Annotated in this window: 17 protein-coding genes and 1 pseudogene; 14 read left to right on the top strand and 4 right to left on the bottom strand. The window is 70.6% G+C overall.

Annotated elements, in window-relative coordinates:
• Positions 1–128 precede the first annotated feature (128 nt).
• From G7071_RS17600 to G7071_RS17580, 5 genes are all read left to right on the top strand, one after another.
• Positions 129–1,538 carry an ammonium transporter gene (locus G7071_RS17600; RefSeq protein ID WP_246210131.1) on the top strand — a complete coding sequence of 470 codons (1,410 nt, stop codon included), beginning with the start codon at positions 129–131 and terminating at the stop codon, positions 1,536–1,538.
• Complete coding sequence (locus G7071_RS17595) at positions 1,535–1,873, top strand: P-II family nitrogen regulator (RefSeq protein ID WP_166320670.1); 339 nt, start codon at positions 1,535–1,537, stop codon at positions 1,871–1,873. Before G7071_RS17600 ends, G7071_RS17595 begins: the two co-directional genes overlap by 4 nt.
• 143 nt (positions 1,874–2,016) lie before the next feature.
• On the top strand, positions 2,017–3,360 hold the full coding sequence (locus tag G7071_RS17590) for an ammonium transporter (protein ID WP_166320669.1): 1,344 nt from the start codon (positions 2,017–2,019) through the stop codon (positions 3,358–3,360).
• Entirely contained in the window at positions 3,357–3,695 is a 339-nt protein-coding gene (locus tag G7071_RS17585; protein ID WP_166320668.1) for a P-II family nitrogen regulator, read from the top strand. The genes G7071_RS17590 and G7071_RS17585 overlap by 4 nt, the downstream gene beginning before the upstream one ends.
• Before the next feature lie 4 nt (positions 3,696–3,699).
• Positions 3,700–5,925: a [protein-PII] uridylyltransferase gene (locus G7071_RS17580; protein WP_166320667.1), complete on the top strand. Its 2,226-nt coding sequence runs from the start codon at positions 3,700–3,702 to the stop codon at positions 5,923–5,925.
• Between the two features lie 4 nt (positions 5,926–5,929).
• Here the strand turns inward: G7071_RS17580 and G7071_RS17575 are convergent, their stop codons facing one another.
• From G7071_RS17575 to G7071_RS17565, 3 genes are read right to left on the bottom strand one after another with little or no spacing between them, the layout of a single operon-like run.
• Entirely contained in the window at positions 5,930–6,532 is a 603-nt protein-coding gene (locus G7071_RS17575; RefSeq protein WP_166320666.1) for a hypothetical protein, read from the bottom strand.
• Positions 6,529–6,984 carry a hypothetical protein gene (locus tag G7071_RS17570; RefSeq protein ID WP_166320665.1) on the bottom strand — a complete coding sequence of 152 codons (456 nt, stop codon included), beginning with the start codon at positions 6,982–6,984 and terminating at the stop codon, positions 6,529–6,531. The genes G7071_RS17575 and G7071_RS17570 overlap by 4 nt, the downstream gene beginning before the upstream one ends.
• A complete protein-coding gene (locus tag G7071_RS17565; protein ID WP_206062841.1) occupies positions 6,977–7,495 on the bottom strand; it encodes an RNA polymerase sigma factor in 519 nt (172 codons plus the stop codon). Before G7071_RS17565 ends, G7071_RS17570 begins: the two co-directional genes overlap by 8 nt.
• Before the next feature lie 182 nt (positions 7,496–7,677).
• Here G7071_RS17565 and ffh point away from each other — a divergent pair, with 182 nt between their 5' ends.
• Genes ffh through G7071_RS17550 form a run of 3 tightly spaced genes read left to right on the top strand, consistent with a single transcriptional unit; the run spans position 7,678 to position 10,714 of the window.
• Positions 7,678–9,252, top strand: a complete 1,575-nt coding sequence (gene ffh / locus G7071_RS17560) for a signal recognition particle protein (RefSeq protein ID WP_166320664.1) — start codon at positions 7,678–7,680, stop codon at positions 9,250–9,252.
• A gap of 19 nt (positions 9,253–9,271) precedes the next feature.
• Complete coding sequence (locus tag G7071_RS17555) at positions 9,272–9,625, top strand: hypothetical protein (protein WP_166320663.1); 354 nt, start codon at positions 9,272–9,274, stop codon at positions 9,623–9,625.
• A gap of 18 nt (positions 9,626–9,643) precedes the next feature.
• Positions 9,644–10,714 carry an amidohydrolase family protein gene (locus G7071_RS17550; RefSeq protein WP_166320662.1) on the top strand — a complete coding sequence of 357 codons (1,071 nt, stop codon included), beginning with the start codon at positions 9,644–9,646 and terminating at the stop codon, positions 10,712–10,714.
• A 53-nt stretch (positions 10,715–10,767) separates the two neighbouring features.
• Here G7071_RS17550 and G7071_RS17545 read toward each other — a convergent pair whose 3' ends face one another.
• Positions 10,768–11,382, bottom strand: a complete 615-nt coding sequence (locus G7071_RS17545) for a hypothetical protein (RefSeq protein ID WP_166320661.1) — start codon at positions 11,380–11,382, stop codon at positions 10,768–10,770.
• Positions 11,383–11,535: 153 nt separating this feature from the next.
• Here G7071_RS17545 and G7071_RS17540 point away from each other — a divergent pair, with 153 nt between their 5' ends.
• From G7071_RS17540 to G7071_RS19480, 6 genes and pseudogenes are all read left to right on the top strand, one after another.
• Positions 11,536–12,198: a GNAT family N-acetyltransferase gene (locus G7071_RS17540; protein ID WP_166320660.1), complete on the top strand. Its 663-nt coding sequence runs from the start codon at positions 11,536–11,538 to the stop codon at positions 12,196–12,198.
• A 157-nt stretch (positions 12,199–12,355) separates the two neighbouring features.
• Complete coding sequence (rpsP, locus tag G7071_RS17535) at positions 12,356–12,934, top strand: 30S ribosomal protein S16 (protein WP_166320659.1); 579 nt, start codon at positions 12,356–12,358, stop codon at positions 12,932–12,934.
• 4 nt (positions 12,935–12,938) lie between these two features.
• Positions 12,939–13,181, top strand: a complete 243-nt coding sequence (locus tag G7071_RS17530) for an RNA-binding protein (RefSeq protein WP_166320658.1) — start codon at positions 12,939–12,941, stop codon at positions 13,179–13,181.
• Positions 13,182–13,268: 87 nt separating this feature from the next.
• On the top strand, positions 13,269–13,829 hold the full coding sequence (gene rimM / locus G7071_RS17525) for a ribosome maturation factor RimM (protein WP_206062840.1): 561 nt from the start codon (positions 13,269–13,271) through the stop codon (positions 13,827–13,829).
• Positions 13,826–14,500 (top strand): annotated as a pseudogene (trmD, locus tag G7071_RS19485) (tRNA (guanosine(37)-N1)-methyltransferase TrmD); the annotation flags it as partial. The gene rimM and the pseudogene trmD, both read left to right, overlap by 4 nt.
• Before the next feature lie 9 nt (positions 14,501–14,509).
• Complete coding sequence (locus G7071_RS19480; protein WP_246210668.1) at positions 14,510–15,010, top strand: GNAT family N-acetyltransferase; 501 nt, start codon at positions 14,510–14,512, stop codon at positions 15,008–15,010.
• Positions 15,011–15,046: the final 36 nt, after the last annotated feature.

The following is a 15,046-nucleotide window of genomic DNA, read 5'->3' as shown; positions in this document are numbered from 1 at the left end:
ATCGTCGCTGAGGTCCCGACACCGTCGTCGGACCACCGCCTGCGACTCCCTCGTCCCGCAGCACTGGAGGTCCCGTGTACGACGGCTACTACACCTGGATGCTGATCTCAGCATCCATGGTCCTGTTGATGACAACACCCGGACTCGCGCTCTTCTACGGCGGCATGAGCCGCTCGAAGTCCGTCCTGAACATGATGATGATGTCCTTCAGTGCGCTCGCCGTGGTCGGCATCGTCTACGTCCTGTGGGGCTGGAACATGACGTACGGCGACAGCTACGCCGACGCCGACGGCGGAACCGGCAAGGAGTTCCTCGGACTCTTCGCCAACCCGTTCCACAACTTCGGCCTGGGCAACATCGACCCGGCCAACTACGTCTTCGTCGCCTTCCAGCTCACGTTCGCGGTGATCACCGCGGCACTCATCTCCGGTGCGATCGCTGACCGGGTGAAGTTCTCGGCCTGGCTGGTCTTCGTGCCGCTGTGGGTGACCCTGTCCTACTTCCCCCTGGCCCACATGGTCTGGGGCGGCGGGTTCCTCACCTGGGCCGACGGCGACGGCCTGGCCGCAATGCTCTTCGGCTCGACCGACGGCCTGCCCAACGTGGCCCCGATCGACTACGCCGGCGGCACGGTCGTCCACATCAACGCCGGGATCGCCGGCCTGGTGCTGGTGCTGATGCTGGGCAAGCGCCTCGGCTTCGGCAAGGAGCCGATGAAGCCGCACAACCTGACGCTCACCATGATCGGCGCGGGCCTGCTGTGGTTCGGCTGGTTCGGCTTCAACGTCGGCTCCATCGTCTTCGGCAGCACCGAGGAGGAGGCGATGCTCACCCAGTTCACGACCGAGACCGGCCTGGTCTGGCTCAACACCACCCTCGCCACCTGCGCCGCGATGCTCGGCTGGTTGGTCGTCGAGAAGGTCCGCGACAAGCACGCCACGTCCCTCGGCGCTGCGTCGGGTGTCGTCGCCGGCCTGGTGGCGATCACCCCGGCCTGCGGTGCGGTGACGCTGGTCGGAGCGATCGTGCTCGGCGCCGCCGCCGGTGTCGCGTGCTCCCTCGCGGTGGGCCTGAAGTACAAGCTCGGCTACGACGACTCGCTCGATGTCGTCGGCGTCCACCTCGTGGGTGGCCTCGTGGGCACGATCGGCATCGGCCTGCTGGCCGCTCCGACCGCAGCGACGTCCGCGATCCCCGAGGGCCTGCTCTACGGCGGCGGTGTCAAGCTGCTCGTCGTCCAGCTCGCCTGTGCGGCCTTCGCGATGGTGTGGGCCGCGGTGGCCACGGTCATCGTCGCCCTGCTCATCAAGTTCACCATCGGCTGGCGCCTGGCCGACGAGGACGAGCTGTCCGGCATCGACTTCGTCGAGCACGGTGAGTCGGCCTACGACCTCGACGGTGCTTCGGGAGCCCGTCGCCGGCTGCACGGCGGACCCGCGGTCCTCGTGGGAGCCGCTGCGCCCGGTGGTGGCGCGGTCGAGAAGGACACCGACACCGAGACCGAGACCGAGACCGAGACCGAAGGAGCCAACGCATGAAGCTCGTCACCGCAGTGATCAAGCCCCACAAGTGGGAGGACGTCCGCGAGGCGCTCGAGACCTTCGGGGTCACCGGGATGACCGTCTCCGAGGTCAGCGGCTATGGCCGGCAGAAGGGCCACACCGAGGTCTATCGAGGCGCGGAGTACGACATCGCACTGGTGCCGAAGATCCGGATCGAGATCGTCACCGACGACGCCGACACCGACGACGTGGTGGGGATCGTGGTGAAGACGGCGCAGACGGGACGGATCGGGGACGGCAAGGTCTGGGTGAGCCCGGTCGAGACGGTGGTGCGGGTGCGGACCGGCGACACCGACGAGGCGGCCATCTGAGGGGGTCGCGGGCGCCGTACGGACGTGACGCACGAACCGTCGGCCGGTCGGGACAACCGACCGGCCGGCGGTTCGCATTCATTTACGTGCACGAAACACAGCGCGTGCGGCACTGAAACCAAGGCTGTCCAAGGTTGCTGCCCATGACTTCGCTCGCTCTCCGACCGCTGGTGCTCGACACCGGTGACACGGCCTGGCTGCTCGTCGCGTCGGCCCTGGTGCTCCTGATGGCGCCGGGCCTGGCCCTGTTCTACGGCGGCATGGTCCGTTCCAAGGGCGTGCTCAACATGATGATGATGACGTTCGGCGCGCTGGGCGTGATCGTCGTCGTGTGGGTGCTGGTGGGCTATTCGCTCGCCTTCGGCGACGATGTCGGCTGGGGGCTGGTCGGCGATCCGACGCAGTTCTTCGGCCTGCAGTCGCTGATGAGCGAGGACAGCAACGGCGACGGCACCGTCCCGCGCATCCTCTTCGCCGTCTTCCAGGGCCTGTTCTGCGTCATCACCGGCGCCCTGGTCTCCGGTGCCATCGCCGACCGTGCGCGGTTCGGCGCGTGGCTGGTCTTCGTCGCGGTGTGGACCGTCCTGGTCTATGCGCCGGTGGCCCACTGGGTCTTCGACTTCTCCGCGGGTGACCACGTGGGTGGCTGGATCGCCAACGACCTGGGTGCGATCGACTTCGCAGGCGGGATGGCGGTGGAGATCTGCTCGGGTGCCTCCGGACTGGCGCTCGCCCTGGTCCTGGGTCCGCGGCTCGGGTTCGGCAAGGACCCGATGCGACCGCACAACCTGACGCTGGTGATGCTGGGCGCAGGCTTGTTGTGGTTCGGCTGGTTCGGATTCAACGCAGGGTCGGCCCTGGCGGCCAACCAGACCGCTGCGATCGTCTTCACGACCACGTTGCTGGCGGGGGCCGCGGGATCTCTCGGCTGGCTCCTGCTCGAGCGGCTGCGCGACGGGCACGCCACGACGCTGGGCGCGGCATCCGGCCTCGTGGCCGGGCTCGTGGCGATCACCCCGTCGTGCGGTTCGCTGACACCCCTGGGCGCGATCGCCATGGGCGGGGTCGCTGGAGTCGTGTGTGCCCTCGCGGTCGGCCTGAAGTACAGGTTCGGCTACGACGACTCGCTCGACGTCGTGGGCGTGCACCTCGTCGGTGGCCTGATCGGCACCTTCGGCATCGGCGTGCTCGGCTCCGCCGCCGCTCCCACTGGCGTGGACGGGCTGCTGTACGGCGGGGGCGTCGACCAGCTCGGCAAGCAGCTCGTCGGTGGCGGCGCCGTGCTCGTCTATGCCTTCGTCGTCTCGGGCATCATCGGGGTCGTCATCGACAAGGCGATGGGCTTCCGCATCCACGAGGAGCACGAGCTCACGGGCATCGACCAGGTCGTCCATGCCGAGACCGCCTACGACCTCCACGCCACCGCAGGTGCCCGTTCGGGGCACTCGGTCCTGGGAACCATGACCCATCGAGAGGACAACGAATGAAGCTCGTCACCGCGGTCATCAAGCCGCACAAGTGGGAGGACGTCCGGGCAGCGCTCGAGACCGTCGGGGTCACCGGGATGACCGTCTCCGAGGTCAGCGGCTATGGCCGGCAGAAGGGCCACACCGAGGTCTACCGGGGCGCCGAATACGACATCTCGCTCGTGCCGAAGATCCGCATCGAGATCGTCGTGGACGACGCCGACGTCGAGGTGGTCACGGGCAGCATCGTCCAGGCGGCCCGGACCGGGCGGATCGGCGACGGCAAGGTCTGGGTCTCTCCGGTGGAATCGGTCGTGCGGGTCCGCACGGGCGAGCGCGACGAGGGCGCGATCTGACCTGATGACTGCGAGCGAGCGGGCCGGGCGGGCGGCTGCGGCGGACCGGCTGTGCCAGTCGGCCTACGCCGGCGGTGCGGGTCCGGACGTGGGGGTGGCCCTGGTCGCCGTCGGCGGCTACGGCCGCGGCGAGCTCGCCCCCCACTCGGACCTCGACGTGGTGCTGGTCCACGACGAGGGGGTCGACCCCGGCGAGCTCGCCCAGCAGCTCTGGTATCCGCTGTGGGACTCAGGGTGGCGGCTCGACCACTCGGTGCGCTCGCTGCCCGAGATGGTCAGCGCTGCGGAGGACGACCTCAAGGTCGCGCTCGGCCTGCTCGACATCCGGCACCTCGCCGGCGACCCCAACCTCACCCTGCGCCTGCGCGCGACGATGCTCGCCGGCTGGCGACGTCAGGCGCGGCGGCGGCTGCCTGAGCTGCGAGAGCTCGTGGACCGGCGTCACGCCGTCCTCGGCGAGCTGGCTCACGTCTCGGTGCCGGACATCAAGGAGTCCGAGGGCGGGCTGCGGGACGCGACGGTGCTCAAGGCGCTCGGCGCCACCTGGCTCGTCGACGTCTCCAGCGGAGAGCTCGAGGGTTCGAGGCAGGCGCTGCTCGACTTCCGCGACCTGCTCCACGACGAGACCCGGCGCCCGACCGACCGGGTCGCGCCAGAGCTGTGGCAACCGATGGCGGTCGCGCTGGGGCTGCCCGACGCCGAAGCCGCACAGAGGCACGTGCGAGAGGTCGGCAGGCGCATCAGCCACCTGTCGAGGCTGACGTGGCGGCGTGTCGACGCCTTGCTTGCGCGGCCGGAGTCGGTGAAGGGCGCCCGGCGGCCGGCCCTCGAACCCGTCGCCGACGGAATCGCGCTCTCGCGCGGCGAGGTCGTGCTCGACGCACGCGCCCGCCCCGACCTGGACCCGACGATGCTGCTGCGGGCAGCCGCCGAAGCGGCCGAGCGCGACGTCGTCCTGGCGCCTGCCACCGCGGCGCGGCTCGTCCGGGAGTGTCCGCCGCTACCGACGCCGTGGCCCGAACGGGCCCGCGATGCGCTGGTGCGCCTGCTGGCGTCTGGTCCCGGCCTGCTGCCGGTCTGGGAGACGTTGGAGGAGACAGGCGCCCTGAGCGGCTTCCTGCCGGAGTGGGAGCGGATCCGAATGCTTCCGCACGCCTCGCCGATCCATCGCTTCACCGTCGACCGGCACGTCGTGGAGACCTGCATCGAGGCCGCTGCGCTGATCCGGGCGGTGGCGCGCCCCGACGTCCTGCTGGTGGCCGCCCTCCTGCACGACATCGGCAAGGGTGGGCGGATCGAGCACTCGCTCGCCGGTGAACCGATCGCCCGCGCCATCGCCACCCGGATGGGCTTCGATGCCGTGGCCGTGGACCTGGTCGCCGGGCTCGTGCGACACCACCTGTTGCTGTCGGAGACGGCCACCTCGCGCGATCTCGACGACCCTGCGACCGTCCAGGGCCTGCTCACCAAGGTGCCGGACGTCGACGCGCTGGAACTGCTGCTCGCGCTGACCGAGGCCGACTGCCGGGCTGCGTCGCCGAAGGCCTGGTCGGCCTGGCGGGCCGGGTTGGTCACGGCGATGGCGACGCGGGCGCGGGCAGCCCTCGGCGGTCACTCAGCACCGGCAGCACTGCCGGATGAGCTGGCCCTGCCCGACCAGGTCGTCGCGGGTGGCACCTGGGTCGGGGTCGAGCCGCAGGGGAGCGGGGCGCGCGTCACCGTGGTCGCTCCCGATCGCGTGGGCCTGCTCGCCGACGTCGCTGCGACGTTGGCGATGCAGCGAGTCCAGGTGCGTGCGGCTCGGGCGTGGTCCCAGGACGCCGGGGACGTTCCGTTCGGGGTGTCCGTCTGGGAGGTGGCCGAGCCCGACCTCGACCCCCGCGTGCTCAGGGAACGGCTCTCGGCGATCAGCGAGGGGCGGATCGACGCGGCGTCGCGCCTCGGGCGGCCCGTCCCGGCGAAGCTGGAGCCCGTCGTCGCCGTACGCGCTGAGGCGTCGGCCTCGGCCACCGTGCTCGAGGTGCGGATGGACGACCGGCTGGGAGTCGTGCACCTGGTGTGTACGGCGCTGGCCGGCCTCGACCTGTCGGTGCGCTCGGCCCACGTCTCCACGCTCGGGCCGCAGGCCGTCGACGTGTTCTACGTCCAGGAGACGCACGCGGGCCGGCTCTCCGACGAGCGTGCCTCGGCCGCTGCCCATGCGGTCCGATCAGCCCTGAGGGGATCGTGAGGCCTCAGAGCGTGGGCCAGGTGGTCCAGCTGGCCGGGAGGCGGCCGCCCGACGCCACGGCGTGCGGGACGAGCCTGGCCTGCCAGGTGGCCCCGTAGTCCGTGCTGATGTGTGCCACTCGTGGCCATGCGAAGTGCTCGACCACCGCCATGGTGCCGGGCTGCCCACTCTTCAGCAGTCCGGTGCCTCCGCGGCTCGCACCAATGGGGAGCAGGGTGACCCCGAACGACCCGTCGGGGTTCTGCCACACAGCGCCGTGTCGCGTCACCCGCCCTGAGTCGGCCACGAGGGAGATGCCGCCCCAGTACCAGCTGTCGGCGGCCCCCCACCAGTCCCACATCGCCCCTCGCGGGGACGAGACCGCGTGCAGCCGAAGAGTCGTCAGGTCGACGTAGGCGATTCCGTTCGCATGGACCAGCGGCCCGGCGATCTCCGTGACCTCGACCGGATGGCCTCGGGCCAGGGCTCGCGTCTCGCCTCGAGAGTTGACCATGGTGGTCGCTCTGGCGGTGGCGAGCGCGAACCAGTCATCCACGACATGGCTCACCCCCAGGCTGCCCGGAGACAGTCGATAGGCGGCGACGGTCTCGAAGTTGTCCCGGCTCACCTCGACGGCCTCTTGATACTCCCCTTCCTGGTAGGAGGTGGCGCGGCTGCAGTCGGCCAGGCACACCGACCAGACCGCGCGTCGACGCCGGGTGCCCCGGTGACGTTGTCGTCGCCCCCATAGACCTGCGCGTCCGGGTGATTCCTGATCTGCTCCGGGGTCAGCCGCGGGAACGGCCCCGTGATGCGATCTGGTGGGGGCGGGGTCGCAATTCTTGGGTCAGGTACAGCCGAGTGGCTCACCGACGGATTCGGTGCGACGGGTGCGGTCTGGTCGTCCCCAGCGCCCAACGACCCGGCTGCCGCGATGGCAGTCACCACCAGCACGGCAGCCACCGACACGGCCATGGCCGCAGCCCGGCGTCGACGGCGGGTGGCGATCCGCTCCAGCTCCTCCAGCCCGGGTGGGCGGACCTGCGCGCCGTACTCCAGCAGCTCGTCGAGCTCAGCCATGGGGCTCGGCCTCCCTGTCGCACTGCTTGTCGTCGGCCCGGTCGTCCAGCAGCCCGGCGAGGTGGGCCCTGCCTCGAGCCGGCCGGGACTTCACGGTGCCTGCGGGCAGCCCGAGCTGATCGGCGATCTCCTGGACCTGGAGGTCGGCCAGGTGGTGCAGGACGACGATCTCGCGGGTGGCGTGGTCGAGCTGTTGGAGAGCCGCGACGAGCGCCACGTGGTCAGGCGTCATCCCGAGCGCGGCCCGTGGGCCCGGCACCTGGGCCAGCAGCCTCCGGGCGACCTTCGCGTGCCGCCAGCGGTTGCGCAGGCGGTTGAGGGCAACGGTGCGCAGCCACGCCTCGGGACGATCCGCGTGGGCGAGCCGGTCACGGTGCCTCAGTGCCTCCACGAACGCCTCCTGGACGGCGTCCTCCGCCTCTGCCTGGCTGCCGCAGAGAGCCAGCATCTGCACGACGAGCCGGCCGTAGGAGGCGTCGTACAGCTCCTCGATCAGGTCTCGTCGCTGCACTGCTCACCTCCCGGCCGCTCGACGTCCTGCCAAGACGACACCCGGATCCGGGCCCGGGTTCCCTGCGGATCGTGCTGGATCCGGCCATTCTCCTCCCGGCGGTTAGTCTTGGCCGACCTGTGCGGAGCGTTCCGCGCGACCGTCGTACGACACCCGTGAACGACCCCGAGGACTGACCACACGTGTTCGCCACTCTCTCCGACCGCCTCGCCGACACCTTCAAGAACCTGCGCGGCAAGGGCAAGCTCTCCGAGGCCGACATCGACGCCACGGCCCGCGAGATCCGCATCGCGCTCCTCGAGGCCGACGTGGCGCTGCCCGTCGTGAAGGAGTTCGTGGCCGCGGTCAAGGACCGCGCCCGCGGCGAGGAGGTCAGCCAGGCCCTCAACCCGGCCCAGCAGATCATCAAGATCGTCAACGAGGAGCTCGTCACCATCCTCGGAGGTGAGACGCGGCGGCTGCGCTACGCCAAGACCGGTCCCACCGTCATCATGCTGGCCGGCCTGCAGGGTGCCGGCAAGACGACCCTGGCCGCCAAGCTCGCGCTGTGGCTCAAGGACCAGGGCAAGACCCCGATCCTCGTGGCCGCCGACCTGCAGCGCCCCAATGCCGTCCAGCAGCTCCAGGTCAACGGCGAGCGGGTCGGCGTGCCGGTCTTCGCCCCCGAGGCCGGCAACGGCGTCGGCAACCCGGTCGAGGTGGCGCGGTCCGCGATCGACGAGGCCAAGCGCAAGCTCCACGACGTCGTCATCATCGACACGGCCGGACGGCTCGGTGTCGACGCCGAGCTGATGAAGCAGGCGGCAGACATCCGCGACGCCGTGCAGCCGGACGAGGTGCTCTTCGTCGTCGACGCCATGATCGGCCAGGACGCGGTCACGACCGCGCAGCTCTTCCTCGACGGGGTCGGCTATGACGGCGTCGTGCTGACCAAGCTCGACGGTGACGCCCGCGGTGGTGCCGCGCTGTCGATCGCCTCGATCACCGGACGCCCGGTCATGTTCGCCTCGGCGGGCGAGAAGATGACCGACTTCGACCTCTTCCACCCCGACCGGATGGCGTCGCGCATCCTCGACATGGGCGACATGCTCACCCTGATCGAGCAGGCCGAGAAGACCTTCGACCAGGAGGAGTCGCGCAAGGCGGCCGAGAAGCTCGTGAGCACGGGCGACTTCACCCTCGACGACTTCCTCAAGCAGATGCAGCAGATCCGCAAGCTCGGGTCGATGTCGAAGATCATGGGGATGCTGCCCGGGATGGGCCAGTTCCGCGACCAGCTCGACAACTTCGACGAGCGTGAGATCGACCGGATCCAGGCGATCATCCAGTCGATGACGCCGGCCGAGCGTGACAACCCCAAGATGATCGACGGCTCCCGGAGGGCCCGGATCGCCAAGGGATCGGGGCGTCAGGTCTCCGACGTCAACCAGCTCGTCGACCGCTTCTTCGAGGCGAAGAAGATGATGCAGCAGATGATGCGCGGCGGCGGGGGGATGCCCGGAATGCCGGGGATGCCGGGGGCTCCCGGCGCCGTCGGTGGCGGCAAGCGCGGCAAGGCCAAGCAGGCGGCCAAGAAGGGCAAGGGCAAGCGGGCCTCCGGCAACCCCGCCAAGGCTGCGCAGGAAGCGGCGGCCGCCCGGGCTGCTGCTGCGCAGAAGGCCGCCAACCCGTTCGGCGCTGCCGGCGAGGACGTCGACTACGAGAAGGCCGCGGCCGCGCTCGACCTGCCCAAGGACTTCTCCAAGTTCCTCAAGTGAGTCCCAGACCCCCAGGTCCGTGCTGGTCGTCGACGGGGCCAACGTCGTCGGCGCGGTCCCGGACGGTTGGTGGAAGGACAGGCCGGGCGCTGCGCGCCGGTTGCACGAGCGGCTCCTCGTGGGCGACACGCCCCACGACCGCATCGTCCTGGTCCTCGAGGGCGGCGCCAAGGCTGGGGTCAAGGCCGGGCAGGACGCCCACGTGCAGACCGTGCACGCGCCGCGCGACGGGGACTCGGCCATCCTGGCGCAGGTCAAGGCCCTCCGTGAGCGAGGCGACGTCGTCACCGTGGTGACGGCAGACCGGGCGCTCGCGGCCAACGTCGCCCCGGCGATCGTCCTGAGCCCCTCGTGGCTGCTCGACCGCATCTGACCTGACTAGGGTCGGGTCATGAGCGCCTTGAAGTTCTCTGGTCCGGTCCTGCCCGACGGAGAGGCCCGAGACGTCTATGTCGTCGACGGCCGCGTGACCCTCCAGCACCAGCCCGGCGCGGAGACCGCGGCGCGCGGCTGGATCGTCCCGGGTCTGGTCGACGCCCACAACCACCTCGGTCTCAAGGACGGTGGAGCCGTCTCCGACGAGGAGGTCGAGGCGCAGTCCGTCGCCGACCGGGACTCGGGGGTGCTGCTCACGCGCGACTGCGGGTCACCTGCCGACACCCGCTGGGTCCACCAGCGCGACGACCTGCCGCGCCTGGTCAGGTGTGGGCGCCACATCGCGCGGACGAAGCGCTACATCCGCGACTACGGCTTTGAGGTGGAGCCCGAGGACCTGTCGGCATACGCCGTCCAGGAGGCCCGGGCCGGGGACGGTTGGATCAAGCTCGTCGGCGACTGGATCTCGCGCGAGGCCGGCGACCTGACGCCGAGCTTCCCGGAGGCGGCCTTCCGCGACGCGATCGCGGCCGCCCACGCCGAGGGCGCCAAGGTCACCGCCCACTGCTTCGGCTCCGACGTGCTCCAGGGGCTGCTCGACGCCGGCATCGACTGCATCGAGCACGGGACGGGCCTCGACCTCGACCAGGTCGCCCAGATGGCCAGCACGGGCACGGCGCTCGTCCCGACGGTGCAGCAGACGGACAAGTTCCCGCAGTTCGCCGCCGACGGACGAGAGAAGTTCCCGGCCTACGCCGACACCATGGAGCGGCTGCACGCGCGGCGCCGTGAGGTGTTGATGTCGGCGTACGACGCGGGCGTGCCCCTCTTCGTCGGCACCGACGGCGGGGGGATCGCTCGACACGGCGACATCCTCGGTGAGCTCCGCGCGATGGAGCAGATGGGGATGCCGACCGAGCGGGTGCTGGCGGCTGCCTCGTGGGAGGGCAGGTCGTGGTTGGGCTTCGAGGGAGTCGTCGAGGGTGCGTCGGCCGACTTCGTGGTGGTCGAGAGCGACCCCCGGCAGGATCTTTCGGTGCTGGCCCGGCCTGTGTGCGTCGTGCTCCGCGGTCGCGTCGTCGCCTGAGACGCGAAGGAGCGGCCACCCCGACGGGGTGACCGCTCCAGCGGGTGCGTCGGTCAGACGGCCGGGACCGGCTCGACCTCGTCCTCGGTGGGCTCGAGCTCGGCGTGTGCTGCCTGCAGGTGGGCGCGGGCGGCCTTGACGTCGGCCTTGGTGCTGGTGGCGGTGATCGCCAACGCAGCGTCCTCGGCGGCAACGAGGTGGGCAGTGGCCTCGGGGTCGGCAGCCGCGTCCGCGGCCAGGCCCTCGGCCTGCTTGAGGATGTTGACGACCAGGCGGAAGTTCTCCACCCGGAAGCTGCGCAGGTCCTTGCGGGCAGCGCGGGTGTCGAGCGTCGAGTCAGCGGCCTCGACGGCCGTCCTGACGTCAGCCAGCGCCGTCCGGGCCTCGTCGATGTTGGCGACGACCTCGGCCTCGACGTCGTCCGCGAGGTTCACCACAGAGCCGCTGGTCGCCAGTCGGGCCAGGCGCTTGTCCTTGCCGGACACGTCCTTGAGGAGCTGCTTGGTCTGCGGCTTGGAAACCTTGGCCGCCTTCTCCTTCTTGGCCTTCTTCGCCTTGGTCGAGTGGGCGGGGGCGTCGGCCGCAACAGCGAAGGTCGTCGCCGCGGAGGGTGCTACCAAGGCCGCGGTCGCGACAGCGGTCGCGATGATGCGTCGGGTCTTGTGCATGGGGAGAGTGCTCCTAGAAGTCTGTGGATATCGGGCGAGCCGGGGGAGCCCGTCCGTCGAGTGTGCCTCCCGGCACTGGTCCAGACAACCGGAGGATCGGGCCAAAACGCATAGTCACTTCGGGTCATGCGGACGGGGCGACACAATGCGGTCATGCGCGACATCGCCGACATCGCCGACATCTTCCCGCCCCTCGGGCTCCGCGTGCGGTCGGGCCCGCTCGAGCTGCGCGGCATCACCGACGACGTGCTCGCGGCGCTGGCCGACCTCGCGACCAGGGGCATCCACCCGCCCGAGTCGATGCCGTTCTACGTGCCCTGGACGCAGGCTCCGGTCGACGAGCTCCCGCTCAACTTCGTGAGATATCACTGGCAGACCCGTGCTGGCTTCTCGCCGGAGTCGTGGGACCTCAACCTCGCGGTCCTCCATGGCGGGGAGCTCGTCGGGGTCCAGGGCTTCTCGACCTCCGACTACCGGGTGACCCGCACCGGGGAGACGGGCTCCTGGCTCGGCCTGGCCCACCAGGGCAAGGGAATCGGCACCCTGATGCGGCAGACCCTGTGCGCCTTCCTGTTCGAACACCTCGAGGCCGAGGAGATAACCTCCGGCGCCTTCACCGACAACCCCGCGTCCCTCGCGGTGAGCCGCAAGGTCGGCTACCGACCCAACGGCGTGGTCCGCAAGACGCGGCGCGAGGGGGAGTGGGCGACCAACCAGCAGCTGGTCCTCACGGCGCGCGAGCTGGTGCGCTCGCCGTACGCCCTCGAGGTGGACGGCGTGACACCGTTGCGACGCTTGATCGGGCTGGATTCGTAGCAGCGGGGCGCGTCTGGCAGAATCGGGCGCTGAGTCGCAGCGGTGGACGGGCCCTCTCACCCGCCCAGTGTTGCGCCCCCCGGACCGACCCGACCCGGTCCCCACCTGGCTGGGGTCAGTCCACACACCACATATTCCTTGAGGAGACTCCACAGACGTGGCCGTCAAGATCCGTTTGAAGCGCCTGGGCAAGATCCGGGTCCCGCAATACCGCATCGTCATCGTCGACTCGCGCAAGAAGCGCGATGGTCGCGTGATCGAGGAGATCGGCAAGTACCACCCCAAGGAGGACCCGTCCTACATCGACGTCGTCTCCGAGCGGGCCCAGTACTGGCTCGGCGTCGGCGCCCAGCCGACCGAGGCCGTCGAGGCCATCCTCAAGGTCACCGGTGACTGGCAGAAGTTCAAGGGCCTCCCGGGCGCCGAGGGCACCCTGCGCGTCAAGGAGCCCAAGCGCGACAAGCTCGAGATCTTCAACGAGGCCCTGAAGGAGGCCACCAACGAGCCCAAGGGCGCAGCGGTGACCTCGAAGAAGAAGGCCGAGAAGAAGACCGAAGAGCCTGCAGCAGCCTTCGAGGCCAAGGGCAAGGCCAAGGGCGACGCCAAGGCCGAGACCCCCGCCGAGGAGACCCCGGCCGAGGCTCCCGCCGAGCCGACCGCCGAGGTCGTCGAGGCCGACGCAGCAGCGACCGAGGAAGCCACCTCCGAGTCGGCCGAGCCGAAGACCGAGGCCTGAGCGAATGCTCGCCGAAGCTCTCGAGCACCTCGTGCGCGGTGTCGTCGACAACCCCGACGAGGTCTCGGTGCGCGACAAGCAGCTGCGTCGCGGCTCGATCCTCGAGGTCAGGGTGCATCCCGACGACCTCGGCAAGGTGATCGGCCGCAACGGTCGGACCGCCACGGCGTTCCGCACGGTCATCTCGGCCCTCGCCGGCCGCGGTGACGCGCGGGTCGACTTCGTGGACGTCGACCGGCGGCGCTGACAGGCTCCGCTTCGTCGAACGGGCGTCTCCCCTTCTGGGGGTGGCGCCCGTTCTGCGTCTGGTGTGCGTCGGCATAACCTGTCGCCCGTGAGCGAGAGCATCGAGGTCGTCGTCGGTCGGATCGGAAAGCCGCACGGTCTCCGGGGCGAGGTCACCGTCGACGTCCGCACGGACGAGCCGGAGAGCCGATTCGCTCCGCGTACGGCGCTGCGAGCCCAGCCGCCCCAGGACTCGGCCAGCCGGCTGACCAGCCTGACCGTCTCCCGCAGCCGCTGGCACCAGGGGGTGCTGCTGGTGACCTTCGAGGAGGTCCCCGACCGCGACGCCGCGGAGGCGGTCCGCGGCACCGTCCTGCACGCCACGCTGAGCCCCGCGGACGCACCGAAGGACCCTGACGAGTTCTATGACCACCAGCTGATCGGCCTGTCGGCATACGACGAGGCCGGCACCCGTCTCGGCGAGGTGACGACCGTCGTCCACGGCTCCGCCCAGGACCTCCTCGGGATCCGGGCCCTCGACGGCCGCGACACGCTGGTGCCGTTCGTGGCCGCGCTCGTGCCCGAGGTGGACGTCGAGGCGGGACGGGTGGTCATCGCCGACCGGCCCGGCCTCGTGGCGCCGTTCCCCGACGAGAAGACCGACGCGTGAAGATCGACATCATCTCGATCTTCCCCGCCTACCTCGACCCGCTCGGGCTGAGCCTGCCGGGCAAGGCCCGCGCCAAGGGGCTGCTCGACATCGGCGTGCACGACCTGCGTGACTGGACCGGCGACAAGCACCGCACGGTCGACGACACGCCCTACGGCGGCGGCGCCGGCATGGTGATGAAGCCCGAGCCGTGGGGACAGGCGCTCGACGAGGTCGCAACGGGGGCCACGATCATCTTCACCACCCCCAGCGGGCAGCCGTTCACGCAGGCGCTCGCGAAGGAGCTGTCGACCCACGAGCACCTCGTCTTCGCCTGCGGCCGGTATGAGGGCATCGACCAGCGGGTCATCGAGCACGCTGCAACCATCGGTTCGGTGCGCGAGGTGTCGCTCGGCGACTACGTCCTCAACGGCGGCGAGGTCGCAGCGCTCGCGATCACCGAGGCCGTGGTGCGGCTCCTGCCGGGGTTCATGGGCAACGCCGAGTCGCTCGTCGAGGAGTCCCACGAGGACGGCCTGCTCGAATACCCCGTCTACACCAAGCCCGCGGTGTGGCGCGGCCGCGAGGTGCCGCCGGTGCTGCTCTCGGGCGACCACGGCCGGGTCGCGGACTGGCGGCGCGACCACGCCCAGCGCCGTACGGTCGAACGACGGCCGGACCTCGCCGCCTCCCACGGGTTGGTGGGCGACCTGGCCGACCTCGACGTCCGGGCTGCGACCGCGGCCGACGCGGGCGAGCTCTTCACGCTCCAGCGTGCCTGTTGGCTGCAGGAGCAGGAGGCCAACCCCGGCGTCTCGATCCCGGCCCTGGCCGAGTCCCTCGACGACGTGCGCCACTGGCTGGGGGAGTGGACGACGTACGTCGCCCGCGACCCCGCGTCGGGACGGTTGCTGGGTGCGGTGCGCGGCCGCGTCGCCCACGAGGAGTGGGACATCGGCCGGATCATGGTCGCCCCCGACCTGCAGGGCCGCGGGCTGGGCCGCCAGCTGCTGGCGCTGATCGAGGCGGCTGCCCCGGCCAGCCTCTCGACATACGTCCTGTTCACCGGCGTCGGCAGCGTCCGCAACATCGCGATGTACAAGAAGGCCGGGTTCCGGCTGCGCCCCGACCGGCCGGCGCCGGAGGGTGCGGTCGTGCTGACCAAGCCGCGCTCGCGCACGGGGCCGTCACGCTCGCGCTGACAGGTGCGATTTCGCGGCACGCGCGCGGGTCTGGCA

It is taken from the genome of Nocardioides piscis (assembly GCF_011300215.1).
GTDB classification, from domain to species: domain Bacteria; phylum Actinomycetota; class Actinomycetes; order Propionibacteriales; family Nocardioidaceae; genus Nocardioides; species Nocardioides piscis.
The sequence above is the reverse complement of the archived record's forward strand: the minus strand, read 5'-3'. Positions and strand labels throughout refer to the sequence as shown.